This window comes from Streptosporangium becharense (assembly GCF_014204985.1).
In the GTDB taxonomy this organism is placed as follows: domain Bacteria; phylum Actinomycetota; class Actinomycetes; order Streptosporangiales; family Streptosporangiaceae; genus Streptosporangium; species Streptosporangium becharense.
The window spans coordinates 956911-981690 of sequence record NZ_JACHMP010000001.1 but is presented as its reverse complement, the minus strand read 5'-3'; the positions used below and the strand labels follow the sequence as shown (position 1 = coordinate 981690).

25 protein-coding genes are annotated in these 24780 nt (G+C 72.0%); 18 read left to right on the top strand and 7 right to left on the bottom strand.

All coding sequences use genetic code 11. From position 1 onward, the window contains the following. Together cobO and F4562_RS04340 are read left to right on the top strand one after the other, a co-directional pair. The gene (gene cobO, locus F4562_RS04345; RefSeq protein WP_184545616.1) at nt 1-603 is read left to right on the top strand and encodes a cob(I)yrinic acid a,c-diamide adenosyltransferase; all 603 of its coding nucleotides are present in this window, start codon (nt 1-3) and stop codon (nt 601-603) included. Next, nucleotides 597-1916, top strand: a complete 1320-nt coding sequence (locus tag F4562_RS04340; RefSeq protein ID WP_184545440.1) for a cobyrinic acid a,c-diamide synthase CobB — start codon at nt 597-599, stop codon at nt 1914-1916. The genes cobO and F4562_RS04340 overlap by 7 nt, the downstream gene beginning before the upstream one ends. A 1-nt stretch (nt 1917) precedes the next feature. Here the strand turns inward: F4562_RS04340 and F4562_RS04335 are convergent, their stop codons facing one another. From F4562_RS04335 to F4562_RS04325, 3 genes are all read right to left on the bottom strand, one after another. Beyond that, complete coding sequence (locus tag F4562_RS04335; protein ID WP_246473350.1) at nt 1918-2730, bottom strand: serine/threonine-protein kinase; 813 nt, start codon at nt 2728-2730, stop codon at nt 1918-1920. 271 nt (nt 2731-3001) lie between these two features. Next, complete coding sequence (locus tag F4562_RS04330; RefSeq protein ID WP_184545436.1) at nt 3002-3799, bottom strand: serine/threonine-protein kinase; 798 nt, start codon at nt 3797-3799, stop codon at nt 3002-3004. 99 nt (nt 3800-3898) lie between these two features. Continuing rightward, nucleotides 3899-4303 (bottom strand): hypothetical protein, encoded by a 405-nt coding sequence (locus F4562_RS04325; protein WP_184545434.1) that lies wholly within the window; start codon nt 4301-4303, stop codon nt 3899-3901. A 230-nt stretch (nt 4304-4533) separates the two neighbouring features. Here F4562_RS04325 and F4562_RS04320 point away from each other — a divergent pair, with 230 nt between their 5' ends. The 8 genes from F4562_RS04320 (at nt 4534) to F4562_RS04285 (ending at nt 11638) form a co-directional block, all read left to right on the top strand. Further along, nucleotides 4534-4743: a ubiquitin-like protein Pup gene (locus F4562_RS04320; protein WP_184545433.1), complete on the top strand. Its 210-nt coding sequence runs from the start codon at nt 4534-4536 to the stop codon at nt 4741-4743. A gap of 542 nt (nt 4744-5285) precedes the next feature. Further along, nucleotides 5286-6104 (top strand): proteasome subunit beta, encoded by an 819-nt coding sequence (gene prcB, locus F4562_RS04315; protein WP_184545614.1) that lies wholly within the window; start codon nt 5286-5288, stop codon nt 6102-6104. 25 nt (nt 6105-6129) lie between these two features. Beyond that, entirely contained in the window at nt 6130-6909 is a 780-nt protein-coding gene (gene prcA, locus F4562_RS04310) for a proteasome subunit alpha (RefSeq protein ID WP_184545431.1), read from the top strand. A 115-nt stretch (nt 6910-7024) separates the two neighbouring features. Next, entirely contained in the window at nt 7025-7540 is a 516-nt protein-coding gene (locus F4562_RS04305; protein WP_184545429.1) for a hypothetical protein, read from the top strand. Nucleotides 7541-7745: 205 nt separating this feature from the next. Further along, nucleotides 7746-9104: a Pup--protein ligase gene (pafA, locus tag F4562_RS04300; protein WP_184545427.1), complete on the top strand. Its 1359-nt coding sequence runs from the start codon at nt 7746-7748 to the stop codon at nt 9102-9104. A gap of 95 nt (nt 9105-9199) precedes the next feature. Continuing rightward, the gene (locus F4562_RS04295) at nt 9200-10150 is read left to right on the top strand and encodes an FKBP-type peptidyl-prolyl cis-trans isomerase (RefSeq protein ID WP_184545426.1); all 951 of its coding nucleotides are present in this window, start codon (nt 9200-9202) and stop codon (nt 10148-10150) included. Between the two features lie 296 nt (nt 10151-10446). Further along, nucleotides 10447-11103 (top strand): helix-turn-helix transcriptional regulator, encoded by a 657-nt coding sequence (locus F4562_RS04290; protein ID WP_184545424.1) that lies wholly within the window; start codon nt 10447-10449, stop codon nt 11101-11103. A gap of 61 nt (nt 11104-11164) precedes the next feature. Next, nucleotides 11165-11638: a DUF3291 domain-containing protein gene (locus tag F4562_RS04285; protein ID WP_246473349.1), complete on the top strand. Its 474-nt coding sequence runs from the start codon at nt 11165-11167 to the stop codon at nt 11636-11638. Nucleotides 11639-11817: 179 nt separating this feature from the next. Here the strand turns inward: F4562_RS04285 and F4562_RS34585 are convergent, their stop codons facing one another. Beyond that, the gene (locus F4562_RS34585; protein ID WP_311734187.1) at nt 11818-13074 is read right to left on the bottom strand and encodes a DUF3866 family protein; all 1257 of its coding nucleotides are present in this window, start codon (nt 13072-13074) and stop codon (nt 11818-11820) included. 39 nt (nt 13075-13113) lie between these two features. Between F4562_RS34585 and F4562_RS04270 the strand changes: the two genes are divergently transcribed. The 8 genes from F4562_RS04270 (at nt 13114) to F4562_RS04235 (ending at nt 20854) form a co-directional block, all read left to right on the top strand. Continuing rightward, complete coding sequence (locus F4562_RS04270) at nt 13114-14070, top strand: helix-turn-helix transcriptional regulator (RefSeq protein ID WP_184545422.1); 957 nt, start codon at nt 13114-13116, stop codon at nt 14068-14070. Next, nucleotides 14067-15023 (top strand): helix-turn-helix transcriptional regulator, encoded by a 957-nt coding sequence (locus F4562_RS04265; protein ID WP_184545420.1) that lies wholly within the window; start codon nt 14067-14069, stop codon nt 15021-15023. Before F4562_RS04270 ends, F4562_RS04265 begins: the two co-directional genes overlap by 4 nt. Nucleotides 15024-15047: 24 nt before the next feature. Further along, nucleotides 15048-15236, top strand: coding sequence for a hypothetical protein (locus F4562_RS04260; RefSeq protein WP_184545418.1), 189 nt, complete (start codon nt 15048-15050; stop codon nt 15234-15236). Between the two features lie 66 nt (nt 15237-15302). Then, entirely contained in the window at nt 15303-15647 is a 345-nt protein-coding gene (tatA, locus tag F4562_RS04255; RefSeq protein WP_184545416.1) for a Sec-independent protein translocase subunit TatA, read from the top strand. Between the two features lie 62 nt (nt 15648-15709). Further along, complete coding sequence (gene tatC, locus F4562_RS04250; protein ID WP_184545414.1) at nt 15710-16648, top strand: twin-arginine translocase subunit TatC; 939 nt, start codon at nt 15710-15712, stop codon at nt 16646-16648. Between the two features lie 17 nt (nt 16649-16665). Next, complete coding sequence (locus F4562_RS04245; RefSeq protein WP_184545412.1) at nt 16666-17562, top strand: YegS/Rv2252/BmrU family lipid kinase; 897 nt, start codon at nt 16666-16668, stop codon at nt 17560-17562. Between the two features lie 173 nt (nt 17563-17735). After that, complete coding sequence (locus tag F4562_RS04240; RefSeq protein WP_184545410.1) at nt 17736-20465, top strand: DEAD/DEAH box helicase; 2730 nt, start codon at nt 17736-17738, stop codon at nt 20463-20465. 221 nt (nt 20466-20686) lie between these two features. Further along, the gene (locus F4562_RS04235) at nt 20687-20854 is read left to right on the top strand and encodes a hypothetical protein (protein ID WP_184545407.1); all 168 of its coding nucleotides are present in this window, start codon (nt 20687-20689) and stop codon (nt 20852-20854) included. An 89-nt stretch (nt 20855-20943) separates the two neighbouring features. Here the strand turns inward: F4562_RS04235 and F4562_RS04230 are convergent, their stop codons facing one another. The 3 genes from F4562_RS04230 to F4562_RS04220 all read right to left on the bottom strand — a co-directional run bounded on the left by F4562_RS04230 (nt 20944) and on the right by F4562_RS04220 (nt 24594). Then, complete coding sequence (locus F4562_RS04230; RefSeq protein WP_311734186.1) at nt 20944-22371, bottom strand: RNB domain-containing ribonuclease; 1428 nt, start codon at nt 22369-22371, stop codon at nt 20944-20946. 85 nt (nt 22372-22456) lie between these two features. After that, nucleotides 22457-23359, bottom strand: a complete 903-nt coding sequence (locus tag F4562_RS04225; protein WP_184545404.1) for a 5'-3' exonuclease — start codon at nt 23357-23359, stop codon at nt 22457-22459. A gap of 17 nt (nt 23360-23376) precedes the next feature. Further along, nucleotides 23377-24594 carry a PP2C family protein-serine/threonine phosphatase gene (locus F4562_RS04220; RefSeq protein WP_311734185.1) on the bottom strand — a complete coding sequence of 406 codons (1218 nt, stop codon included), beginning with the start codon at nt 24592-24594 and terminating at the stop codon, nt 23377-23379. Nucleotides 24595-24780: the final 186 nt, after the last annotated feature.

Sequence of the window (24780 nt, the reverse complement as noted above, 5' to 3'; positions counted from 1 at the left end):
ATGCCGCAGGGCAGACCGGCCAGCGTGCCCGAGGACGGCCTGACGACCAGGCAGCGCCGCAACCGGCCGTTGCTGATCGTGCACACCGGCCCGGGTAAGGGCAAGTCCACCGCGGCCTTCGGCCTGGCGATGCGCGCCTGGAACCAGGGCTGGCCGATCGGGGTCTTCCAGTTCGTCAAGTCCGCCAAGTGGCGGGTCGGCGAGGAGCGAGCCCTGCGGGTGCTGGGCGACTCGGGGGAGGGCGGGACGGTCTCCTGGCACAAGATGGGCGAGGGCTGGTCCTGGATCCAGCGGCCGGGCCGGGAGGAGGACCACGCCGCCGACGCCCGGGAGGGCTGGGAGCAGATCAAGCGCGACCTGGCCGCCGAGACGTTCCAGCTGTACGTGCTCGACGAGTTCACCTACCCGATGAAGTGGGGCTGGGTCGACGTCGAGGACGTGGTGGAGACCCTGCGGGCGAGGCCGGGCACCCAGCACGTCGTCGTCACCGGCCGGGACGCCGATCCGCGGCTGCTCGACGCCGCGGACCTGGTGACCGAGATGGGAAAGGTCAAGCACCCCATGGACACCGGCCAGAAGGGCCAGAAGGGCATCGAATGGTAGCCCGCCTGGTCATCGCCGCGCCCGCCTCGGGCGCCGGGAAGACGACCGTGGCGACCGGGCTGATGGCCGCCCTCACCCGCCGGGGCACGGCGGTCTCCCCGCACAAGGTGGGGCCCGACTACATCGACCCCGGCTACCACGCGCTGGCCACCGGCCGGGTGGGCCGCAACCTCGACCCGTGGCTGGTGGGGGAGGACCTCCTCGCCCCGTTGTTCCTGCACGGCGCCGCCGGGGCCGACGTCGCGGTGGTCGAGGGCGTGATGGGCCTGTACGACGGCGCGGGGGCCGGTGACTTCGCCTCCACCGCGCACGTCGCCAGGCTGCTGGATGCCCCGGTCGTGCTGGTCGTGGACGCGGCCAAGCAGAGCAGGTCGGTGGCGGCGCTGGTGCACGGGTTCGCCTCCTTCGACACCCGGATCCGGCTCGGCGGGGTGATCCTCAACCGGGTCGGCTCGGAGCGGCACGAGGTCATCTGCCGTGAGGCCCTGGCGGAGAGCGGTGTCCCGGTGCTGGGTGCGATCCGCCGCAGCGACGCCGTCGCCACCCCCTCCCGTCATCTGGGGCTGGTGCCCGCCGCGGAACGCGGGGCACAGGCGGCCCGGATGATGGACGCCGCCGCGGAACTCGTCGCCGCCTCCTGCGATCTGCCCGCCCTGGTGCGGCTGGCCCGTACGGCCCCGCCGCTGCCCGGCACCCCGTGGACGCCGGGCCCGCCCGCCCCCGTCACCACGCGGGTCGCGGTCGCCGCGGGGCAGGCGTTCACCTTCGGCTACGCCGAGCAGGCCGAGCTGCTGGCGGCGGCGGGGGCCGAGGTCGTGCCCTTCGACCCGCTCGCCGACGAGAACCTCCCCGAGGGAACCGGCGGGGTCGTCCTCGGCGGCGGCTTCCCCGAGGTCTACGCCGCCGAGTTGTCGGCCAACGAGCCGTTGCGCAAGGAGGTCGCCGCGTTCGACGGGCCGATCGCGGCCGAGTGCGCGGGCCTGCTGTACCTCGCCAGGGAACTGGACGGCATGCCGATGTGCGGGATCCTGGATGTCACGGCCAGGATGACCGGCACCCTCACCCTGGGCTACCGGGACGCGGTCGCCGTCCGCGACTCGGTGCTGACCAGGGACGGTGAACGCTACCGAGGCCATGAGTTCCACCGTACGGCGGTCGAGCCCGCACCCGGACGACCGCTGTTCCGCTGGCGAGGAGGCGCGGACGGCTTCGCGGACGGCCGGGTGGCGGCCTCCTACCTGCATCTGCACTGGGCCGGCAGTCCGCACCTGGCCGCCAGGTTCGTCGGCGCCTGCCGCTCCCCGGTTTCTTGATCTACGTTGTAAAGGAGTCGGGAGGCAACCGCGCCGCGGGCAGCAGAGGCGGTGCCACCGCCACCCCCTCGGTGCGGAGGATCTCCGACAGCATGCGGGCCGCCTGCCCACCGCTCATCCGGGCCGCCGGGTCGTGCCGGAGCAGTCCCTCCAGGACCGGCCGGAGCGGTCCGGCCTTCACCGGCGGGGTCACCCGCACCGCCGCCGGCGGACCCGCGGCGGGGTGGGGCGGGCGACCCTCCACGGCGAAGTACAGGCACGCCCCGAACGACCACAGATCGCCCGCCGGCGTCGCCCGGCCGCCCCGCAGCCGCTCCGGTGCGATGAAGGCGGGGGCGTAGCTGAGCGGCATGGTCGTCGACTGACTCGAACCGCCGTGCAGCGCCGCGATCCCGAAGTCCGACAGCACCACCCGGTTGCCCGTCAGCAGGATGTTGCCGGGGTTGATGTCCCGGTGCAGGACACCCGTTCCGTGGGCGTGGCGCAACCCGCCCAGCAACTGGAACCCGATCCACGCCGTCCAGTGGACGGGCAGGTGGCCCAGGTGCCGGACGGTGTCCTTCAGGGTGAGCGCCTCCAGCAGCTCCATGACGATCCAGAGCCGCCCGTCCACCTCCAGGAGGTCGTGCACCGAGATCACGGCCGGGTGGTTCAGCCGCCCGGCCGACCGCGCCTCGCGCAGTGCCCGGTGGCGGGTTTCATGGAGATCGGCGCCGTGCTCGTGGAACTGCGGGCGAATCTCCTTGATCGCCACGTTGCGCCTGAGCAGGGAATCGTGTGCCCGCCACACCGGGCCCGCCACATCCCGGCTCATCGGGGATATCAGCTGATAGCGATTTCCTAGTGAACGTGTCTTTCCGGCCTCTGTTCCCATGAGTCACCCATTGCGCATAGACACCGATTCCCCGCAGCTGTTTTATATTTTCACTGCGGAACGGGGTATATGTGGTTGCCCAGGGTGATTATTAATAACGATTGAGTTGCGTGATGTGCAGTAAATGTCGCGCTATGGGGAATCCGGAAGCGGGGGCAGGGAAACCGGGAGGCGCCGCCGCGGCGTGGCCGCCGGGCGAGCCCGTGTGGCGTCAGGCGGCGCTGAGAGCCGAGCGCACGTCCTCGAGCATCTGCGAGGTGCGTTCCGCGCTCAGCCGGGCCCGGGGGTCCTTGCGCAGCAGGCCGCGCAGCACCGGCTCCAGGGCGCCTGCCCGCTTGGGAGCGCGCGGCGGCTCGCGCAGCGCGGCCACCAGGGCCGCCATCGAGTTCACCGTGCGGAACGGGGTTCTACCCTCCACCGCCATGTAGAGCGTCGCGCCGAACGACCACATGTCCGCCTCGCGGGTGCCGCCCCGGCCCTGGAGCGCCTCCGGTGCGATGAACGCGGGGGTGCCGCGCATCGAGCTCGACGCCACCCCCTCGGGGGCGGCGAAGCCGAAGTCGGCCAGCACCACCCGGTCCCCGGTCAGCATGATGTTGGCCGGCTTGATGTCGCGGTGGATGACCCCGCCGTCGTGGGCGTGTCGCAGCGCGTCGAGCAGGTGGCAGCCCATCGCGGCCACCAGGTGGACCGGGAGGGGACCGGCCTGCACGATCGTGTCGTGCAGCGTCAGCGCCTCCAGGAACTCCATGACGATCCAGAGGCGGTCGGCCTCCTCGGTCAGGTTGTGCACCGTCACGATGCCCCGGTGGCTCAGTCGCGCCGCCATCCGGGCCTCGCGCACCACCCGCCGCCGCTGCTCGGCCGCGGCGGGCCCCGGTGGCAGGGGTATCTCCTTGAGTGCCACCTCTCGCTCCAGCAGCAGGTCGTAGGCACGCCAGACGACCCCGGTCGCTCCCTGGCCGACACGTGAGACGAGCTTGTATCTGCGGGCGATGATGGTGCTCACCCCCCAATGATCGCAGTTTTCGGCCGCTCAGTCCTACTTGGAGCGGTCCCGAACCGCCCGGAAGCCCGCAAATCCACCCGGAACCGCCGGATGTAGTCCTCAGATGAGGCCGACGCCGAGCAGCAGCGTGCCGGTCGCGAGCGACACCCCGCCCAGCGGGACCAGCCAGATCAGCTTGTTCGGCCTGGTGTCGGAGGGGCGTACCACCGACAGGAAGAAGCCGATCGGCATCAGGATCGGCGCCGCCACGATCAGGGTGCGGGTGAGACTGCGCATCCCGCCGGACAGGTCGGCCCGGTCGACGTACAGCAGGGCGACGAGTGCGAAGAGCACCAGGATGCCCGCGTGCGCGTGCCCGGCCCGCCACAGGCCCCGGCGCACCGGGTTGTCCAGGTAGCCGGGCAGGTCGCGCATGATGTGCGCCAGCAGGGAGGCCCCGCCGAAGGCGACGGCGGGCACGGTGACGAGGAGCAGGCCGGCGGTGCTCAGCGATGACGGTGACATGGGACGCCCTTCCATTGGATAGTTCTGCTAGCCAATCTTTGGATAGTTCAACTATCTAGTCAAGTGCGAAGAAGGCCCGTCCCGCTGCCCGCGGCGGGTTCTCCAGCGGGGGAGGGGCTCGGGGCGGCCGTGCTGCGCTCCCCGAAAGATCACAGGCCGATCCACGCGCATTGTGGGCCGGTTCGGGGAAGATATGGGTCAGATACATCCCCCAGGCGGAGGTGCCACAGATGGTGAGCAAGGACACCGGCGGCCAGAAGCAGACGGGCCGGACCGACAAGGAGGTGGAGGAGACCGCCGCGGCGGAAACCTCCGATGTCCAGGAGCGCCACGAGAAGCTCTCGGACGATGTCGACGCGATCCTCGACGAGATCGACGAGGTCCTCGAGGAGAACGCCGAGGAGTTCGTGCGGAGCTACGTGCAGAAGGGCGGCCAGTAAGGTCGCGCGTCCGAACGGTGATGCGGGGGTGGAGGCCGGTGCGGCGGCGCGGCCGGGGAATGCCGCGGAACGCGGTACGGTGCGCGCGCCCGCACCCGGAAATCACGCCGCGCCGCCACTGAGAACGATTCCTATGAGCCAATAACCGGGTATTTCGGGCACGAAATACCGTTCCAGTCGGAAAGACATCGCCGGGCAGGGGGTCTCCGCTCCCCGTCCGGGTGGACGGTCCCGATCGGGTGCGGCGGCGGCCGCACCGCGCCGGCGGTGATCTCCAGCCGTTCGCCCGCCGCGCCGAGCACCTCGGCGCGGCGGGCGGCTCTGTTCGGGGCCCGGGCCACCCCGCGCCGCTCCGGGCCACCCGTGCCGCCCCAGGCCACCCCGGGCCACCCCGCGCCGGCCGGACGTCACCGCCGCAGGTGGTTCGCGCTGAGCTGATCCAGGGAAGTGCATGCAACACGGCAAGATGAGTAAGGTCGGGCCTTAAGGACCGCACCTTTGGAGGGAGTGGCGTGGGATCATTCAGGGACCTGCCCGCCGGCATGGTGAATCACATCTTTACCGACACCGGAAGCTCGTCGTTCACCGAGTTCGTCAGGTCCCATGCGCCAGACCTGCTTCCTGGCCGCAACGAGACCCTGGCGAGCCCGGTGGGTGACCAGATCCCCCATGCCACCACGATCGTCGCGGCCACGTGCGCCGGCGGCGTGGTGATCGCCGGAGACCGCCGGGCGACCTCCGGCAACATCATCTCCCAGCGTGACATGGAGAAGGTGTTCCGCACCGACGACCACTCGGGCATGGGCATCGCCGGAGCCGCGAGCACCGGCATCGAACTGGCCAGGCTCTACCAGGTCGAGCTGGAGCACTACGAGAAGAGGGAGGGCCGCACCCTCTCGGTCAAGGGCAAGGCCAACCGGCTCGCCACGATGATCCGCGGCAATCTCCCGATGGCGATGCAGGGCCTGGTGGTCGTGCCGCTGTTCGTCGCCTACGACCCCGACGCCGAGGGCGGCCGGATCTTCAGCTACGACGTCGGCGGCGGCCCCTACGAGCAGCGGCACCACCACGCGATCGGGTCCGGTTCGATCTTCGCCCGGGGTGCGCTGAAGAAGCTCTACCGGGAGGGCGCCTCGCCCGAGGACACCGTGCTCACCGCCGTCCACGCCCTCTACGACGCGGCCGACGACGACTCGGCGACCGGTGGCCCGGACCTCATCCGCAGGATCTGGCCCGTGGTCGCGGTGATCACCGCGGACGGCTTCCACCGGCTGTCCGACGAGGAGGTCGCCGGATACGTCCAGACGGTGGTCGACACCCGGACGAACCTCCCCGACGGCCCCACCGCCCCGCTGCGCTAACACGAGAGGATCACCCCAGGTGTCCATGCCTTTTGGATATGTCTCGCCCGAGCAGCAGATGCGGGACAAGGCGGACTACGCGCGTAAGGGGATCGCGCGGGGCCGTAGCGTCGTCGTCCTGCAGTACGAGGACGGCATCCTGTTCGTCGCCCCCAACCCGTCCCGGGCCCTGCACAAGATCAGCGAGATCTACGACAAGATCGGATTCGCCGCGGTCGGCCGTTACAACGAGTTCGAGGCGCTGCGTCTCGGCGGCATCCGCTACGCCGACATCAACGGCTACACCTACGCCCGTGACGACGTGACCGCCCGCGGCCTGGCCAACCTCTACGCCCAGAACCTCGGCCAGATCTTCACCGAGTCGCTGAAGCCGTTCGAGGTGGAGATCGTGGTCGCCGAGGTCGGCGACACCGCCGACGAGGATCACATCTACCGGCTGACCTTCGACGGCTCGGTTTTCGACGAGGCCGGCCTGGTGGCGATGGGCGGTCAGGCCGACGCGGTGGCCGGCCGTCTCAAGGAGCGCTACCGTGACGGACTGCCGCTGGCGGAGGCGCTGGACGCCGCGCTGTTCGCGCTGACCGAGCCGGGCGGCGAACGCCCCCCGGCCGGCCAGCTCGAGGTCGCGGTGCTCGACCGCAACCGGCCGCACCGCAAGTTCCTGCGGCTCAACGGCCCGAGGCTGGAGCGCCTGCTGGCTGAGACCCCCTCGGCCGCCCCCGCGCCGGAGACCCCCGAGACCGGAGCCTCCCAGGAGGCGCGGACAGCCCCCGAGGGTGACATCGACACCGGTTCCGGCGGCTGACCGGACGACCACGCGGCGCCGCCCTCCCCGGCCGGGGAGGGCGGCGCCGCACGTTGTGATCAAGGTCATCCCCCATCGTGCCAACCGGGCGTCCCGGGCCGCCGTCGTAGGACACATGAGGCACTTCTCCGTCCTACCGGCCGTCGCCGCCGCGCTCTGCGCCGTCCTCGTCGGCGCCGCCCCTGCACAGGCGGCCGCGATCCCCGGCTTCCCCGCCCCGAAGATCTTCGGGACGACGTTCCAGTCCGATCCCGGTCACGACTTCAGCAAGGGCATCAGCTCCCGCAGGGACGGCATCCTGCGCGGCTGGATCACCCACGTGAGCGCCGGCGAGGCGGAGTACGAACCCATCAGGTGGGTGAAGGGCGGCAAGACCGAGGGCCGCTTCACGGGCCCGCCGGAGGGCGACGTCACCGCCTACCGCTCGCCCGTCGCGAAGAACGTCGTCTTCCTGAGCGTCACCGGCTGCTCGCGCGGGGCGGCGGCCCCGACGGTGAACGGCAAGGGCCTGGGGACCGAGCGCTGCTCCCGTAAGGAGCTGCTGTCCAGGGCCGCGAAGTCCGAACGGCCTTCGCTGATCACGGTGTACCGCGGGAAGATCGTCAAGGTTCAGGAGATCTACACCCCCTGAGCCCCCCGCCTGCGCGGCTCCTGCGTGACCCCGCACGCGGATGTCCCGCCGCTCTCACCGCGGGGGTGCGCCGCCTGTCCGCGCGGTCCGTTCCGCCCTCCGGGGGCGGGCCGTGCTTAGCCGTCCGTCGCCCGGGGCATAAGCCGTAGGACCGAAAACCCCATGATCCCTCCCGCGAGAGGGGTTCGGCGAATAGTGTGAGGCAATGGACCGTCGCATCTTCGGGCTTGAGAACGAGTACGGTGTGACCTGCACTTTCAGGGGGCAGCGGCGGCTGTCGCCCGACGAGGTCGCGCGATATCTGTTCCGCCGGGTCGTCTCTTGGGGCCGGTCGAGCAACGTCTTCCTCCGCAACGGTGCCCGCCTGTATCTCGACGTGGGCAGCCACCCCGAGTACGCCACCCCCGAGTGCGACAACGTCGTGGAGCTCGTCACCCACGACAAGGCGGGCGAGCGCATCCTGGAGGGGCTGCTGGTCGACGCGGAGAAGCGGCTGCGGGAGGAGGGCATCGCCGGAGACATCTACCTGTTCAAGAACAACACCGACTCCGCGGGCAACTCCTACGGCTGCCACGAGAACTACCTGGTCGGCCGGCACGGGGAGTTCGGCCGCCTGGCCGACGTGCTGATCCCCTTCCTGGTCACCCGCCAGATCATCTGCGGGGCGGGCAAGGTGCTGCAGACCCCGCGTGGCGCGGTCTACTGCGTCTCCCAGCGGGCCGAGCACATCTGGGAGGGCGTCTCCAGCGCCACCACCCGCTCGCGTCCGATCATCAACACCCGTGACGAGCCGCACGCCGACGCCGAGCGGTTCCGCCGCCTGCACGTCATCGTCGGCGACTCCAACATGAGCGAGACGACCACGCTGCTCAAGGTGGGTGCGACCGACCTGGTGCTGCGCATGATCGAGGCCGGCACGGTGATGCGCGACCTGTCGCTGGAGAACCCGATCCGGGCCATCCGCGAGGTCTCCCACGACATGACCGGGCGGCGGCGGGTGCGGCTGGCCAACGGCCGGGAGGCGTCCTCGCTGGAGATCCAGCAGGAGTATCTCGCCAAGGCCCGCGACTTCGTCGACCGTCGCGGCGGCGACGACACCAGCCACCGGGTGCTGGAGCTGTGGGAGCGCACGCTCAACGCGGTCGACACCGGCAACCTCGACCTGGTCGCCCGTGAGATCGACTGGGTGACCAAATACCAGCTCATCGAGCGGTACCGCAAGAAGTACGACCTGCCGCTGTCGAGCCCCCGGGTCGCCCAGCTCGACCTCGCCTACCACGACGTGCACCGCCGCCGCGGCCTGTTCTACCTGCTGCAGAAGCGCGGCGCCGTGGAGCGGGTGGCGTCCGACCTGAAGATCTTCGAGGCCAAGTCGGTGCCGCCGCAGACGACCCGGGCCCGGTTGCGCGGGGAGTTCATCCGCAGGGCTCAGGAGAAGCGGCGCGACTTCACCGTCGACTGGGTCCACCTGAAGCTCAACGACCAGGCCCAGCGCACCGTGCTCTGCAAGGACCCCTTCCGCAGCGTCGACGAGAGGGTGGACAAGCTGATCGCCGGAATGTGATGGTCACGCTTCGGCAAGACCGTTCCCGGCTTACCCCTTCCGTATGCGGGGGCGGGTAATGTTGCGCGAACCTGACGTCTGCTTGAGGGATATCTATGCGCCGCCGCAGCATGGCCGTACTTGCCGCAGTTCCCCTGTTGTTCGCCGCAGCCTGCGGCTCGGGGAGCGGTGAGACCACCGGTGCCTCCAACTCCGCCTCGGGCGGGGCCGCGGAGATCAAGGTGACGGGGGAGGCGAACGCGAAGCCGACCGTGACCTTCCCGTCCAAGGTCGCGGAGACCTCCTCGATGAAGGTTCTCACCGCCGGCACCGTCGGCCCGGCCGCCACGGTCGGGACCAACGTGGTCGCCAACTTCACCGTCTTCACCTGGGACGGCAAGGAGAACAAGATCAGCGGGTCGACCTACGACGAGGGCGGGCCGCAGGTCATCCCGGTCAACGAGCAGATCCCGGAGGTCCTGCGCAAGGGCTTCGCCCAGACCAAGGGCGGCGGGCGCTTCGTCTCCGTCGTCGGCAAGGACGCGCTGCCGGCCGAGCAGCAGGCGCAGGTCCCCGCGGGCCAGTCGCAGGTCTTCGTGGTCGACGTGGTCGGTGTTCCCGACGCCAAGGCGGCGAAGGGCGAGGCCACCGACCCCGGCGTCGAGGGGGTCAAGGTCGAGAACCCCGGCGGCGACGCCGCGCCTACGCTGACCACCAAGACCAAGGTCAAGGCACCCAAGAAGCTGGTCGCCAAGACCGTGATCAAGGGTGCGGGCCCCGAGGTCAAGTCCGGCCAGTCGATCCTGGTCCAGTACGCCGGCAAGATCTGGGGCACCGACGTCGAGTTCGACAGCAGCTGGTCCCGGGGCGCCCAGCCGATCATCTTCCAGATCGGCACCGGCAAGGTCATCAAGGGCTGGGACCAGGGTCTGGTCGGCGTCCCGGTGGGCAGCCGGGTGCTGCTGAGCATTCCGCCGGACCTCGGCTACGGCAAGGCGGGCTCCGGCGACAAGATCAAGGGCACCGACACCCTGGTCTTCCTGGTGGACGTCCTGGCCGCCTACTGACGCTTCCGTCCCGTGATCCCGGGCCCGGCCGTGCGCGTTCACGGCCGGGCCCGTGCGCGTTCAGGCCGGGGACGCGGCCGTGCCCCGGCCGGCGTCCCCGTCGGCAGTCGCGTCGCCCCGATCGTCTGGCCGAGGTTCGGCCCCGGGGCGGCCCGCCCCCGGCGACCCGCCCCGGCGGCACTGTCGCCCACGCCGTCGACGTGCCGGCCGCTTACCGACCCTGACCGCAGCCGTCCCGTCACCCGGCTGCTCCGAGGGGGCGGGACGGCCGGCGGGCCGGACCTAGAATCCCCGCTGTGAACAGCGACGACCTTGACACGGTGGCGATCCTCCATGATCCGGTGCGCCGGGCGGTCTACGAGTACGTGGTCTCACAGGGGCGTGACGTGGGACGCAACGAGGCCGCCGAGGCGGTGGGGGTCCAGCGGACCCTGGCGGCCTTCCACCTCGACAAGCTCGTTGAGGCCGGGCTGCTGGAGGCGGGTTTCCGGCGGCTGACGGACCGGAGGGGGCCGGGCAGCGGGCGGCCGGCGAAGGTCTATCACCGGGCGCGGGGCGAGTGGCAGGTCAGCGTGCCCGCAAGGGACTACCGCACCCTCGCCCGGGTGCTCGCCGAGGCGGTGGACCTGCTCGGCGGGGATGAGCAGGCCGAGCAGGCCGCGCGGCGGGCCGGGCGCGCTCTCGCCGGGGTGGGCGAGGACCTGGGCGGGGTGCTACGGCGACGCGGCTACGAGCCGTACGAGGAGGACGGTCCGGACGGGCACGGCCTGGTGCGGCTGCGCAACTGCCCGTTCCATGTACTGGCCGAGGAGCATCCGCTGCTGGTCTGCTCGATGAACCTCGAGCTCTGCCGCGGCATGCTCGAAGGGCTCGGCGCGGACGCCGAGGCGGCCCGCCTCGATCCACGGCGGGGGGAGTGCTGCGTCGTCTTTTCTAAAGATAACGTAGATTGACATAGAAGAGGCGGGGTGGTGTGCTGTGGTCATGCACCTCGCCCAGTTGAACATCGCCCACATGCGAGCCCCCAAGCACTCTCCCGAACTGGCCGGCTTCGTGGCCGCCCTGGACCCGATCAACCGGTTGGCCGAGGCGGCTCCCGGCTTCGTGTGGCGGCTCAAGGGCGGCGACGGCCCCCAGGGCACCGTCGAGCACGGCTACGGCGACCACCTGCTGATCAACTTCTCGGTCTGGGAGTCGCGTGACACGCTGTGGGACTTCATCTACCGCAGCGGCCATCTGGCGGTGTTGCAGCGGCGCAGGGAGTGGTTCCTGCGCATGGCGGAGCCGTACACCGTGATGTGGTGGATCCCCGAGGGCCACGTGCCGACGCTGGCCGAGGGGATGGAACGGCTGGGACGGCTCAGGACGCAGGGTCCCACGCCGGAGGCGTTCACCTTCAAGGACTTCCACGGTGCGCCGGGCGCCCCCGGAACCGGCGACGCCGAGGAGACGGAGGGCGTTCGCGGAGCCGGAGCGCCTTCGATGTAGGGAGGGTGCCCGCGGCGCCGAGGGCGTCCGCGGCTCCCGCGGCGCCGTGGACGCCGGTGGGTCCGGGCGGGGGAAACCGGCACGCCGGTGGGTCCGGGCGGGTGGGAACCGGTGTGCCGGTGGTGTCCCGATGTCCCGGTGTCCGCGGAACCGGGATGCCGGTGGCGCTCCGCGGGCGGCTACGGCGCGGCGGGCGGGCCCGGCAGCAGCGAGGCCGCGTGGCGCCCGGCCGCCGCCGAGGCCAGGAAGTAGACCAGGTCCTCGTCCAGCCCCCGGCCCATCGTCGACAGTCGTACCGGGCACTCCCGCAGCGCCTCGTACAGCCCGTCCACGGGCACCCGGACCAGTTCGTGCCGTTCGCCGAGCGGCCGTGCCTGCTCGGCCACCCGCCTGCCGAAGTCGCCGGTCAGCTCCGGCACCGCGACCGCGGCGGGGGCCAGCGCGACCCGGCCGTAGGCGGTCAGCGAGTGGTGGGAGACCCCGACGTGACGCTCGCGCAGGTCGCCCTCGCTGACCCGCAGCGCCGCGACCGGGCGGCCGCCGAGGACGGCGGCGGCGTTGACCGCCTCCCCGGCCGAGACGCCGGAGAAGCCCCAGCGGGTGCCGCTGCCCAGGTTGCCCGGACCCTGGGTGACGATCGCCACGTCGGCCGCGAGGACGTGGCGGGCCGCCAGCAGGCCGGTGTGCGTCGTCACCGTCTCCACGTCACCGCCGAACGCCTGGCCCACCGTGACCACCCCGCACAGCCAGCCGGCCTCGCGCAGCCGCGCGCACGACATGGAGAACCAGGCGGGCAGGGCCCCGCCGTCGAGCATCACATAGGCGACCCGGGGGACCCGCCGCCCGCCGCCCACGGACGGTCCGCCATGCCCGCCATGCCCGCCATGCCCGGCGGCCCCGGTCGCCGCGGCTCGGGACGCCGCATCCCCGGCCGCCCCGCTTCCGGGGCCTCCCGCCGTGAGCCGCTCCGGATCGCCCGCCCCGGTTCCGGGTGCCCCGCCGGCCGGCGGGTGCGCGCCGTACAGGCCGCAGAGGATCGCCGGCAGGGCCGAGTGCAGGTCGGCGACCACCACTGGCATCCCGTCGAGGGAGTCGGCCTCCCGCAGGACCTCGTGGAAAGGGGAGTCCTGCTCGTCGGCGCCGAGTACGGTGGCCTGCAGAGGGGTGTAACGTGCCTTCACCAGGTGTCCGGGGCCATGTGGATCTTCTGGCAATCGGTCGGGAACCGCCACCACCATGGCGTAGCCTCCCGTACCGAGACCCATCGCGAGCGCGGTCGTGTTGAGCAGCACCACGTCGCCGGGTTCGGGACGTCCCACGAGGGCCGGGTAGGCGAGCGCGCGCACGCCGCCCTCCTCCGTGGTGACGTCGAGTTCCACCGCCCCCGGCCACTCGCGCCGGACTCGCACGACCTCACCCTTGCGCCATCTGATCACGGGGGAAGGGTAGCGTCACTTGAACAGGGAGGAGGCCTGATGTCGCGCCGGAAGACCGAGCGGTTGCTCAATCTCGTGATCTGCCTGCTGGCCACGCGGCGTCCGCTCAGCGCCGAGCACATCCGCCAGGCGGTGCCGGGCTACGACGCGGACAACGACGAGGCCTTCCAGCGGATGTTCGAGCGGGACAAGAACGAGCTGCGGGAGATCGGCATCCCGATCGAGGTCCACAAGGACCCGTGGGAGGAGGACCCCGGATACCGGATCGTCCGTCAGGCGTACGAGCTGCCGGAGATCACCCTGGAGCCGGACGAGGCGGCGGTGGTGGGCCTGGCCGCCCAGGTGTGGCAGCGAGCCAGCCTCGCCGAGGCGGCCGGCGGCGCGCTGCTGAAGCTGCGCGCGGGCGGCGTGGAGACCGACGAGGCCCACGGGGTGCTCGGCGGGGCGCTGGAGTTGCGGGTCGACACCCGCGACCCGTCCTTCCCCTCGCTATGGGAGGCCGTCCGCGACCGCCGGGTGGTCCGCTTCGACTACCGGGGTGCGGCCAGCCAGAACGTGCTGACCCGCACGGTGGAGCCGTGGGGCGTGGTCAGCCGCCGCGGCCGGTGGTACATGGTGGGCCACGACCGCGACCGCGACGCTCCCCGGGTGTTCCGGCTCAGCCGGATCGGCGGCCCGGTGACCACGATCGGCCGTCCCGGCGCCGTGGTGGTGCCCGAGGGCGTCGACCTGAAGTCCATGGTCGGCTACAGCGACGACGCGGTCGCCGAGCGCACCGCCCTCATCCGGGTCAGGGAGGGCACCTGCCAGGGGCTGCGCCAGGTGGCCAGGAGCGTGCGGCCCGCCGGAGACGGCTGGGACGAGCTGGAGGTCGACTTCACCGACCCCGGGCGGCTGGCCGGGTGGGTCGTCGGGTTCGCCGCCGACGCCGAGGTCCTCGGACCGCCCGACGCCCGCGACGCGGTGATCTGCCGCCTGAAGGGAGTACTCACATGAGCACGGCGGACCGCCTGCCCAGGCTGCTGGCGCTGGTGCCCTATCTGATGTCGCATCCCGGAGCGCAGGTCCCCGAGGTGGCGAAGATCTTCGGGCTGAGTGAGAAGCAGCTCATCGACGACCTGCAGCTGGTGTGGATGTGCGGGCTGCCCGGCCACACCCCCGGCGACCTGATCGACGTCTCATGGGACGGCGGTGAGATCGTCATCGACAACGCCGACACCATCGCCCGCCCGCTGAGGCTGGGCGTGGACGAGGCCAGTGCCCTGCTGGTGGCGCTGCGGCTGCTCGCCGAGATGCCGGAGTTCGGGGAGCGCGACGCGCTGGCCCGGGTCATCGCCAAGCTGGAGCAGGCGGCGGGCGAGGGGGCGGCGGCAGTCAGCAGCCAGGTCGCGGTGGAGGTCGACGCCGCCCCCGACGCGCTGCCCAGCGTCAACGAGGCGCTGCGCCGCCACCGGCGGCTGTCGCTGCGCTACTACGTGCCGGGACGCGACGAGGTCACCCCGCGTGAGGTGGACCCGATGCGCCTGGTCGTCGTGGACGGGCGTCCCTACCTGTCCGGCTGGTGCTACCGGGCCGAGGCGGTGCGGCTGTTCAGGCTCGACCGGATGCTCTCCGTCGACGTGCTCGACGTGCCCGCCGACCCGCCCGCCGAAGCGGTGCCCGACGAGGTGACGCCGGGAGTGTTCCGGCCCTCGCCCGACGACGAACTGGTGGAGCTGGAGCTGACCGCCGCGGGGCGCTGGGTGTCGGAGTACTACCCGTGCGAGCGCGTCGAGGAGCTCGGCGAGGGCCGCGTCCGGGTGGCGCTGCGCGCCAGGGAACGGGGCTGGGTGGTCCGCCTGGCGCTGCGCCTGGGCGACACCGGGCGAGTCGTCTCCCCGGAGTCGCTCGCCGAGAGCGTGCGCGCCGCGGCGACCGCGGCGCTGAATCGTTACGAGTCGGTTTCCTGACATGCGGCGTTATGATCTCGCGGTATGACGTGGATCTTCGCCGGGGTCGCGCTGGCCCTCGCCGGGCTGGTCGTCCTGGGTTTCCTGGGCGTCCGGGTGCTGCGGGCCGCCGCCGGGCTCGGCCGCGAGGTGGACGAGGCGCGCAGGAAGCTGGAGCCGGCGCAGCGACTGTTCACCGAGACGACAAGGACAATACGGGCCTCGAGGGGATGAGTCTGTCCCATCGGCAGCGTACGATCGGGACCAGAGACTGCACGTCGCTCGGCATAAGGATGTGTCATGCCCAACCTCGGACCCACTGAGCTGATCATCATCGGCCTGATTCTGGTGCTGCTGTTCGGTGCCAAGAAGCTTCCGGAAGCCGCCCGCGGTCTCGGGCGTTCGCTGCGCATCTTCAAGGCGGAGACCTCCAAGCTCCGTGACGAGGACGACGCGGAGAGCACGACCGCCACGGTCGTCCAGGCGCAGCCCCAGCCCGCGGCTCCGGCCCCGCAGCCGCTCGCCTCCGCCTCCACCCCGGCGCCCGCCGCGGCCCCGGCACCCTCCGCAGAGGAGCAGGCCCGCGTCCTGGAGGAGCAGGCCGCCAGGCTGCGTGCCCAGGCGGGGGCGGCCAAGCAGCAGTGACCGGCGGTGGCCTCGGGCCACCGGCCGACCCGATCCCCGACTCGTCAGACCAGGATGCGTGAATGGCGCTGCTGAAGTGGCCCAAGCCGGGCCGGAACGGGGCGGCACCGCCCGCCGACTCGTCCGACGGCCGGATGCCGCTCATGGAGCATCTCCGCGAGCTGCGCAACCGGCTGGTCATCGCCCTGCTCGGCCTGCTCGTGGGGATCATCGTCGGGTTCGTCTTCTTCAAGCCGCTGTGGGAGTTCGTCTCGGCGCCGTACTGCGGGCTGCCGCAGGCCCAGCAGTTGCGGCCGGGCCAGTGCACGATGCTGATCCTCGGCGTCTTCGACTCCTTCTTCGTGAACCTCAAGGTCGCGGCGATGTTCGGCCTGATCGTCTCCTCGCCGGTCTGGCTGGGGCAGATCTGGGGCTTCGTCACCCCGGGCCTCTACCGCAACGAGAAGCGCTACTCGATCCTGTTCCTCTGCATGGCGGTCCCGCTGTTCCTGGCTGGCGCGGCGCTGGCCTACTTCGTGATGGACACGGGCCTGTCGATCCTCCTCGGGTTCGCCCCGCCCGACACCGTGACGGGCCTGACGATCGACGAGTACCTCAGCTACGCGCTGATCATGGTCATCGTGTTCGGCATCTCCTTCGAGCTGCCGCTGCTGATGGTCTTCCTGAACATCATCGGGGTGCTGCCGCAGGCCACGGTGGCCAAGCACCGCAGGCTCGTCATCTTCCTGATGTTCGTCTTCGGTGCGGTCGCCACCCCGGGCGGCGACCCGTTCACGATGATCGCGCTCGCCCTGCCCATGGTCGTGCTGTTCGCCCTGGCCGAGGGGTTCATGTATCTGCGGGAGAAGAGGCAGCGGAAGAAGAGCGGCGACTTCTCCCACCTGTCCGATGACGAGGCGTCCTCGCTCGACGACGATCCGGAGCCGCTGGACGACGTCGCCCCCGTCGGCGACCCGGCTCCTATCGATTCGAAAACGACCGGCCCCGATTCCAGTGGATAGGGGATAAGTTCCGGTCTGTGCCCGGAGAGATCATCGTCCTCGTCAACCCCGCCGCCCGCGGCGGCCGGTCGAGGAGGCTGCTGCCTCCGGTGCTCGACAGGCTGCGGCGCGGCGGCCGGAAGGTCTCGGTCGTCCTCGGCTCCTGCGCCGCCGACGCCCTGGAACGCGCCCGCGTGGCCGTCGCCCGCCGCCCCGCCGCGCTGGTGGCCTTCGGCGGCGACGGCCTGGTCCACCTCGCCGTCCAGGCGGTCGCCGGGACCGGCGTGCCCCTGGGGATCGTCCCCGCCGGAACCGGCAACGACATCGCCGACGCGCTCGGCATCCCGCCGCGTGACCCGCTGGCCGCCGCCGACACCGTGCTGCGCGGCCGGGTCCGCACGGTCGACGCCGCCACCGTGGGAGCGCCCGGTGCCGCCGCGGGCTCGGGCGAGTGGTTCGCCGGGGTGGTCGCCTGCGGCTTCGACTCCCGCGTCAACGAGCGCGCCAACCGGCTGACCTGGCCGCCCGGCATGGCCAAGTACCTGGTCGCGCTCGCCGGCGAGCTGCGTGCCTTCCGGCCGATCCCGTTCGAGATCGACCTGGACGGCGAGGTCGTCGAGCGGGAGGCGATGCTGGTCGCGGTCGGCAACACCCGCTCCTACGGCGCCGGCATGCGGGTCTGCCCGGACGCGCTCCCCGACGACGGCCTGCTGGACGTGATGATCCTCGGCGCCGTCCCCAAGACCGAGTTCCTGCGTACCTTCCCCCGCGTCTACCGGGGATCCCACGTCGGCCACCCGGCGGTCACCGTGCGCCGCGCACGCCGGGTCGGCATCCGGGCCCCCGACGTGATCGCCTACGCCGACGGCGAGCGGGTCGGGCCCGCCCCGCTGACCTGTGAGATCGTCCCGGGAGCGCTGTCGGTCATCGTGTAGGGGCCCGTGCGGAGCCGCCCCGCCCCGGGAACCCCCGGCCCGGTGCCGCGCCGGCGCCCACGTGAAGCGGCCGGCCGCCCGGGTCCGCCGCCGTCTCCGCAGACGCCGGGCGGGCCGTCCGCTCCAGGCGTACGGGGACGGACCGGAATCCTGATATCGGTAGGCTGGGGGGCATGACGACCCCAGCGGAACGATACGCTGCCTTCCGTCAGAGCCAGGCCGAGAGCGGGCCCGCGCTGACCTCGTTCCGCGGTCTGTACGACTTCGCGCTGGACGACTTCCAGCTCGACGCCTGCCGCGCGCTGGAGGCGGGTGACGGCGTCCTGGTGGCGGCGCCCACCGGGTCGGGCAAGACCGTCGTCGGCGAGTTCGCCGTCCACCTGGCCCTCGCGGAGGGCCGCAAGTGCTTCTACACCACCCCGATCAAGGCCCTGTCCAACCAGAAGTACAACGACCTCGTCAGGCGTTACGGCGCGGCCAAGGTCGGCCTGCTCACCGGTGACAACAGCGTCAACGGCGACGCCCCGGTCGTCGTCATGACGACCGAGGTGCTGCGCAACATGCTCTACGCGGGGTCCGGCACCCTGGCGGGGCTCGGCTTCGTCGTCATGGACGAGGTGCACTACCTCGCCGACCGGTTCCGCGGCGCCGTCTGGGAAGAGGTGATCATCCACCTGCCCGAGTCGGTGCGGCTGGTCGCCCTGTCGGCCACCGTCAGCAACGCCGAGGAGTTCGGCGAGTGGCTGGGCGAGGTCCGCGGCGACACGAGCGTCATCGTCGACGAGCACCGGCCGGTCCCGCTCTGGCAGCACATGCTCGTCGGCAACCGCCTGTACGACCTGTTCGTCAGCGACGAGGAGGGCCACCGCCCCCAGGTCAACCCCAGCCTGATGCGCATCGCCAAGGACGAGGAGCGCCAGGCGTACGGCAGGGGCCGCCGGGGCTACCCCCGGCCCCGCCGCAACGGCCCGCCCGACCGGGCCGCGGCCATCGAACGCCTGGACGCGGGCGGCCTGCTGCCCGCGATCACCTTCATCTTCTCCCGCGCCGGGTGCGACGCCGCGGTCATGCAGTGCCTGTACGCGGGCATCCGGCTCACCACCGACACCGAACGCCAGGAGATCCGCCAGCTCGTCGACGAGCGCACCGCGCACCTGCCCGACGAGGACCTGGCTGTGCTCGGCTACCTGGAGTGGCGCGACGCCCTGGAACGCGGTCTGGCCGCCCACCACGCCGGCATGCTCCCGGCCTTCAAGGAGGTCGTCGAGGAGCTGTTCACCCGCGGCCTGGTCAAGGCCGTCTTCGCCACCGAGACCCTGGCGCTGGGCATCAACATGCCCGCCCGCTCCGTGGTGATCGAGAAGCTCGACAAGTGGAACGGCGAGACCCACGCCGACCTCACCCCCGGTGAGTACACCCAGCTCACCGGCCGGGCCGGGCGGCGCGGCATCGACGTGGAGGGCCACGCGGTGGTCCAGTGGCAGCCGGGCACCGACCCGCTGCACGTCGCCGGCCTCGCCAGCACCCGTACCTACCCGCTGCGTTCCAGCTTCCGCCCCTCCTACAACATGGCGGTCAACCTGGTCGGGCAGGTGGGCAGGGAGCGTGCCCGGACGCTCCTGGAGTCCTCCTTCGCGCAGTTCCAGGCCGACCGGGCCGTGGTCGGCATCGCCAAGCAGCTGCGCCGCGCCGAGGAGGCCCTGCGGGGCTACCAGGAGGCGATGACCTGCCACCTGGGTGACTTCTCCGAGTACGCCGCGCTGCGCAGGACGCTGTCGGACCGGGAGTCGGAGCTGTCGCGGCAGCGCGGAGCCGCCCGCCGCGCACAGGCGCTGCGTTCGCTGGAGGCGCTGCGGCCCGGTGACATCATCCGCGTCCCCGGCGGGCGCCGGGCCGGGCTGGCGGTCGTCCTCGACCCGGGCCTCAACTCCCGGGGGGAGGGCCCCTCGCCGCTGGTGCTCACCATCGGCAAGCAGGTCAAGAAGCTCTCGCCGGCCGACTTCCCCGTCCCGGTGGAGCCGGTCGACCACCTGCGCATCCCGAAGAACTTCAACGCCCGGTCCCCGAAGGAGCGGGCCAACCTGGTCTCGTCCATGCACGCCAAGATCGGCGACCGCGACTTCGGCAAGCCGGTCAGGGCACGCGACCACGCGGCCGAGGACGAGGAGATCCTGCGTCTGCGCCGGGAGATCCGCCAGCACCCCTGCCATGGCTGCGACGAGCGCGAAGACCACGCCCGCTGGGCCGAGCGCTACCACAAGCTGCTGCGCGACACCGACGGCCTGCGCCGCCGGGTCGAGGGCCGCTCCCACGTCATCGCCCGCACCTTCGACAAGGTCTGCGGAGTGCTCGACCAGCTCGGTTATCTCGACGGTGAGAGCGTCACCGCCGAGGGCCGCCGTCTGGCCCAGCTCTACACCGAGCTGGACCTATTGACCTCCGAGTGCCTACGCGCCGGCCTCTGGAACGACCTCGACCCGGCGGAACTGGCCGCCTGCGTCTCGTCGCTGGTCTTCGAGTCCCGGCAGGGCGACGACGCCCGCCAGCCCAGGATTCCCGCGGGCCACGCCCAGAAGGCGCTGGCGGACATGGTGCGTCTCTGGGGTGAGCTGGAGGCGATCGAGAGCGATCACGGCCTGTCGTTCATCAGGGAGCCCGACTTCGGCTTCGCCTGGGCGGCCTTCCGCTGGGCCAAGGGCCACAGCCTGGACGCGGTGCTCGGCGACGGGATCAACGGCGCGGAGCTGGCCGCCGGCGACTTCGTGCGCTGGACCAAGCAGCTGCTGGACCTGCTCGGCCAGATCGCCGACGCCGCCCCCGCCGGGAGCAAGGTCAGGCAGACCGCCGGCAAGGCGATGGACGCCCTGCGGCGCGGGGTGGTGGCCTACTCGTCCCTGGTGTGATCCCCCACCTCCGGGTGCGGACGGGCCGGTGCCGGGACGGCCGCCCGGCGGCTCCTCACCGGCCTCCGTGCGCCTGCGGTCCGGGTGGCGCCGCCTGGCTGACCGCCCGGTCAATACAGTGTGACGGGTGGTGGGCGGAACGTAGCCCCCGGGGCTGTTTCCCCGGGTGAGGCGGCGGAAATCCCTCTGTCGGAAGCAGCTGTCCCCCCAGGGAGGTAAGGATGTTCGCCCTCGCCGCCGCACTGCTCTTCGTCCTGGCTCTGATCTTCCAGATCGCCGGCGTGGCGGTCGGCACCGTCGTCACCGTCACCACGCTCGCCCTCGCCGGCCTGCTGTGCGTCGCGCTGCACCTGATGGGCGTCGGCGCCGGCTGGACCCTGAAGAGGTAACCCCCGCCGGTATCCGCGGACAGGGGGCGGGCGCCCGTCGCCCGCCCCCTGTCCGTGCGGCGCGTCCCCATGCCGGGCCGAAGCGGACCTCAGGCCGGGCTGAAGCGGACCTCGCGGGTGGCCGGGTCGGCGCGCGTCAGCCGCACGCGCAGGGCCTCGCCCAGCGGGAGCCCCTCGCCGTCGCAGCGGGCCACCACCGCGGGCTCGGTGACCTGCACCAGGCCCCACGGCCGCTCCTCGGCCACGTCGACGACCACGGCATCGAACGTCTGGCCCACCCGCTCGCGAAGGACGAACGCCTCCACCAGGTCCACGCACGCCCGCTCGACGCCGCTCGCCCGCCGCCCGGTGGCGTGCATGATCTCCGGCAGTTCCCCCATGGCCTCCTGCACCTCCTGGGGTACCGGCTCACCCGCCGCGACGGCCAGGCAGATCTCCGTGGCGTAGCGGTCGATGAGGCGGCGCAGCGGCGCCGTCACGTGCGCGTACGGCGCGGCCACCGCGGCGTGACCCGCCTGCGCGGGGGGTTCGCCGTTGAAGGCCACGTACCCGGCGCCGCGCAGCAGAACGGTCGACTCCTGCAGGAAGGCCGCCTGCCCGGGGACCCCGGGATCGAGGGCGTGCACGACGTCGCCGTAGTCGGCGCCCTCCGGCCACGGCACGCCGAGCGCGGCGGCCATCCGGCGGACCTGGGCCACCTTCTCGGCCGGTGCGGGCGGCAGCACCCGGAGCAGGCCGATCTCGGCGTCCAGCATCATCGACGCCGCGGCCATGCCGGTCAGCAGGGAGATCTGCGCGTTCCACGCCTCAGCCTCCAGGGGGGCACGGAACCGCACCAGGTAACCGTCTCCGCCGGGAACGACCTCCTGGTCGGGAGTGGGCAGCGTGACGCCGCCCCTGGCCCGCTCCAGGGCGAGCCGCAGCCGGCCCACCTCGGCCAGCAGCCGCAGGGTGCCGTCGGCGGTGCCGGTGTCGACGGCGGTCTGCACATAGCCGTAGTCGAGCCGCTCGCGGCTGCGCACCAGGGCCCGCGTCACGTCGGCGCCCACGATCTCCCCGCCGGAGTCGAGGTCGACGCACCACAGCGCGGCCGGGCGGGTCACCCCCGGCAGCAGGCTGGCGGCTCCCTCCGACAGCACCGGCGGGTGCAGGGGGACGCGGCCGTCGGGCATGTAGACCGTCTCGCCGCGGTCGCGGGCCTCGAGGTCGATCGCGCCGCCGGGCCGGACGAACGCGCCGACGTCGGCGACGGCGTACCAGACGCGATAGCCGCCGGAGTGCTCCTCCAGGTGGAGGGCCTGGTCCAGGTCCATCGCGCCCGGCGGGTCGATGGTGACCAACGGCAGGTCGGTGCGGTCGAGCTGCGGCAGCGAGGGGGACTCGGCGACCCACTCGGCCTCGTCGATCACGGACCGGGGGAACTCGCCGGGCAGCTTCATCTCCCTGCGGATGCGCACGAAGCCGTCACCGAGCCGGGGATGGGACTCGCCGGGCACCCGGATGCTCTTATGGGGCACATCGAGCAACCTACCGCTTCCCGCCACAGGGCCGGGCTCCTCGGGGAGGGGTCGCGGGCCCGGTCGGCGGCGAGGGTTCGTGGACTCAGCGCTCGGCGAGGGCGGAGGAAAGGCGGTCGAGGGGGCCGCCGAGACCGTAGCGCTCGGCGAGGGCGGCCAGTGCCTCGGGGTCACGCGGCTTGGCCGGGAGCGCGAGGTCGGCTTCGGGAACGGGTGCGTCCCGGGCGACCCGGACCACGGCGGGGGCCACGCGCAGGTAGTCGCGTGCGGCCGACAGTCTGGCGCGCTGGCCCGCCGTCAGGTCAGCCCCCTCGTCGACGGCCCGCAGCAGCGCCTCCAGCGAGCCGAACCTGCTGATCAGGGCCGCCGCGGTCTTCTCACCGACCCCGGGCACGCCGGGCAGCCCGTCGCTGGGGTCGCCGCGCAGCACGGCGAAGTCCGCGTAGGCGCGGCCGGGGATGCCGTACTTCTCGGCGACGACGGCCTCGTCGACCGGCTGGAGGTTCTTGACGCCCCGCGCGGTGTACAGGACGCGGACGGGCCGTGCGTCGTCAACCAGCTGGAACAGGTCGCGGTCGCCGGTGACGACGTCGACCGGGCCCCGGGCCCGCGCGGTGAACGTGCCCATCACGTCGTCGGCCTCGTAGCCGGGCACCCCGACGCCGGCGATGCCCACCGCGTCGAGCACCTGCTCGATCACCGGCACCTGCGGGGCGAGCGCAGCCGGGGTCTCCTCGGCGCCGCCGGCGGCGACCCGGTGCGCCTTGTACGAGGGGATCGCCGCGACGCGGAAGGCCGGACGCCAGTCGGCGTCCATGCAGGAGACCAGCTCCGCGGGGGAGTGGGCCCGGACCAGCATGGCGATCATGTCGATGACGCCGCGCACCGCGTTGACGGGCATCCCGTCGGGTGCGGTCAGCGACTCGGGGACCCCGTAGAAGGCGCGGTAGTACAGGGACGGGGTGTCGAGGAGCATCAGGCCGGGCATGGTGACCATTCAACCAGTCAGCCGAGCACGTCGATCGCCAGGACGCAGGTGTCGTCCTCCGGGTTGGGGCCGCCGAGTGTCCGGATCAGCCGGTCGAGACCGTCGTCCAGATCGTCTCTCAGCAGTGCCGCCGCCTCCAGGGCCAGCGAGAAACCCTCGTCGATGTCGCGGGTGCGCCGCTCCACCAGGCCGTCGGTGAACAGCAGCAGCAGATCGCCCCGCCGCACCCCGACCGCCTTCAGGGCGTACGGCTCGTCACAGGTGGCGCCGAGCAGCACCCCGACGGGCGGGTCGAGCTGGACGGCCCTGCCGTCGCGGACCAGGATCGGCGCCGGGTGCCCGGCCTGCCCCCAGGTGAACGTCCCCGAGACCGGGTCGAGGTGACCGACCACCGCGGTCGCCGTGCTCTCCGGCATCCGGTGCAGGACGAGGTCGTTGAGCCAGGCCAGCAACCGGTCGGGAGCGTGGCCGGTCATCGCCAGGCCGATCAGCGCGTGCCGGAGCTGCGCCATCTGGGAGATCGCCGGCATGCCGTGCCCGGAGACGTCGCCGATGGCCAGCAGTGCCCGGCCGTCGGGCAGGGGCAGGGCGTCGTACCAGTCGCCGCCGAGGCCGGCCCTGACGCCGGCCGCCACGTAGCGGACCGCGACCCGCGCGTGCGGCAGTTCGATGGGCTCACCCAGCCCCGGCATGATCGCGTCACGCAGCGCCACGCTCATGTGCCGCTCCTGGGCGGCCCGCTCACGGATCTGCAGCAACCTGTCACGCGACTCCGACATGATGCGCTCGGCCCGGCGCCGGTCGGTGATGTCCTGGACCACGGCGTGCACGGCCGCCCGGCCGCCGGCCGTGACGGAGTCGAGCACGGCGCGCAGGTGACGGACCTCGCCCCGGCGGCGGATGCGGAACTCCACCTCTCCGGAGACGGACCGGTGCACCACGGCCCACAGCAGCCGGTCGAGCCCCGGCCGGTCGGCCGCCTCGGCATGGCCCGGCAGGTCGCGGAGCGGGACCGCCCCCTCGCCGGGATCGCGGCCGAAGATGAGGTGCATCTGTTCGGACCAGGTGGCCTCTCCGGTCTGGAGGTTCCACTCGGCCCAGCCCATGTCACCCAGGCGCTCGGCGTGGGCCAGACGTGCGCTGAGGAGCTGGCGCTCCACGGCCATGTGCTCGTCCGGCTCTCCGCGCAGGCGCTGCACCATCTCGGCAGCGGCGGACGGAGCCGAACCGGTCACGTGGTCGTTTCGTGGGTGGAGGGGTGGCTGGTGGCCGCCCACTACGCCGACCATGTAGCTCGCTCTCGAAATTTATGGCCTTACGGACATTTCGCCAACAAAATGTGATCGTACTTAAACGGATTGTAGTGGTGACCGTGTCGGCCCGGCTGCTTTTCCTGGACTTTCGTTCCCGGCCCGGTCCCC

What these genes read in the sequence shown, in the direction of transcription:
- cobO (WP_184545616.1), top strand. Translation starts at nt 1, where the DNA reads ATGCCGCAGGGCAGACCGGCCAGCGTGCCCGAGGACGGCCTGACGACC.
- F4562_RS04340 (WP_184545440.1), top strand. Translation starts at nt 597, where the DNA reads ATGGTAGCCCGCCTGGTCATCGCCGCGCCCGCCTCGGGCGCCGGGAAG.
- F4562_RS04335 (WP_246473350.1), bottom strand. Translation starts at nt 2,730, where the DNA reads ATGAGCCGGGATGTGGCGGGCCCGGTGTGGCGGGCACACGATTCCCTG.
- F4562_RS04325 (WP_184545434.1), bottom strand. Translation starts at nt 4,303, where the DNA reads ATGTCACCGTCATCGCTGAGCACCGCCGGCCTGCTCCTCGTCACCGTG.
- F4562_RS04320 (WP_184545433.1), top strand. Translation starts at nt 4,534, where the DNA reads ATGGTGAGCAAGGACACCGGCGGCCAGAAGCAGACGGGCCGGACCGAC.
- prcB (WP_184545614.1), top strand. Translation starts at nt 5,286, where the DNA reads ATGGTGAATCACATCTTTACCGACACCGGAAGCTCGTCGTTCACCGAG.
- prcA (WP_184545431.1), top strand. Translation starts at nt 6,130, where the DNA reads ATGCCTTTTGGATATGTCTCGCCCGAGCAGCAGATGCGGGACAAGGCG.
- F4562_RS04305 (WP_184545429.1), top strand. Translation starts at nt 7,025, where the DNA reads ATGAGGCACTTCTCCGTCCTACCGGCCGTCGCCGCCGCGCTCTGCGCC.
- pafA (WP_184545427.1), top strand. Translation starts at nt 7,746, where the DNA reads ATGGACCGTCGCATCTTCGGGCTTGAGAACGAGTACGGTGTGACCTGC.
- F4562_RS04295 (WP_184545426.1), top strand. Translation starts at nt 9,200, where the DNA reads ATGCGCCGCCGCAGCATGGCCGTACTTGCCGCAGTTCCCCTGTTGTTC.
- F4562_RS04285 (WP_246473349.1), top strand. Translation starts at nt 11,165, where the DNA reads ATGCGAGCCCCCAAGCACTCTCCCGAACTGGCCGGCTTCGTGGCCGCC.
- F4562_RS04270 (WP_184545422.1), top strand. Translation starts at nt 13,114, where the DNA reads ATGTCGCGCCGGAAGACCGAGCGGTTGCTCAATCTCGTGATCTGCCTG.
- F4562_RS04265 (WP_184545420.1), top strand. Translation starts at nt 14,067, where the DNA reads ATGAGCACGGCGGACCGCCTGCCCAGGCTGCTGGCGCTGGTGCCCTAT.
- F4562_RS04260 (WP_184545418.1), top strand. Translation starts at nt 15,048, where the DNA reads ATGACGTGGATCTTCGCCGGGGTCGCGCTGGCCCTCGCCGGGCTGGTC.
- tatA (WP_184545416.1), top strand. Translation starts at nt 15,303, where the DNA reads ATGCCCAACCTCGGACCCACTGAGCTGATCATCATCGGCCTGATTCTG.
- tatC (WP_184545414.1), top strand. Translation starts at nt 15,710, where the DNA reads ATGGCGCTGCTGAAGTGGCCCAAGCCGGGCCGGAACGGGGCGGCACCG.
- F4562_RS04240 (WP_184545410.1), top strand. Translation starts at nt 17,736, where the DNA reads ATGACGACCCCAGCGGAACGATACGCTGCCTTCCGTCAGAGCCAGGCC.
- F4562_RS04235 (WP_184545407.1), top strand. Translation starts at nt 20,687, where the DNA reads ATGTTCGCCCTCGCCGCCGCACTGCTCTTCGTCCTGGCTCTGATCTTC.
- F4562_RS04225 (WP_184545404.1), bottom strand. Translation starts at nt 23,359, where the DNA reads ATGCCCGGCCTGATGCTCCTCGACACCCCGTCCCTGTACTACCGCGCC.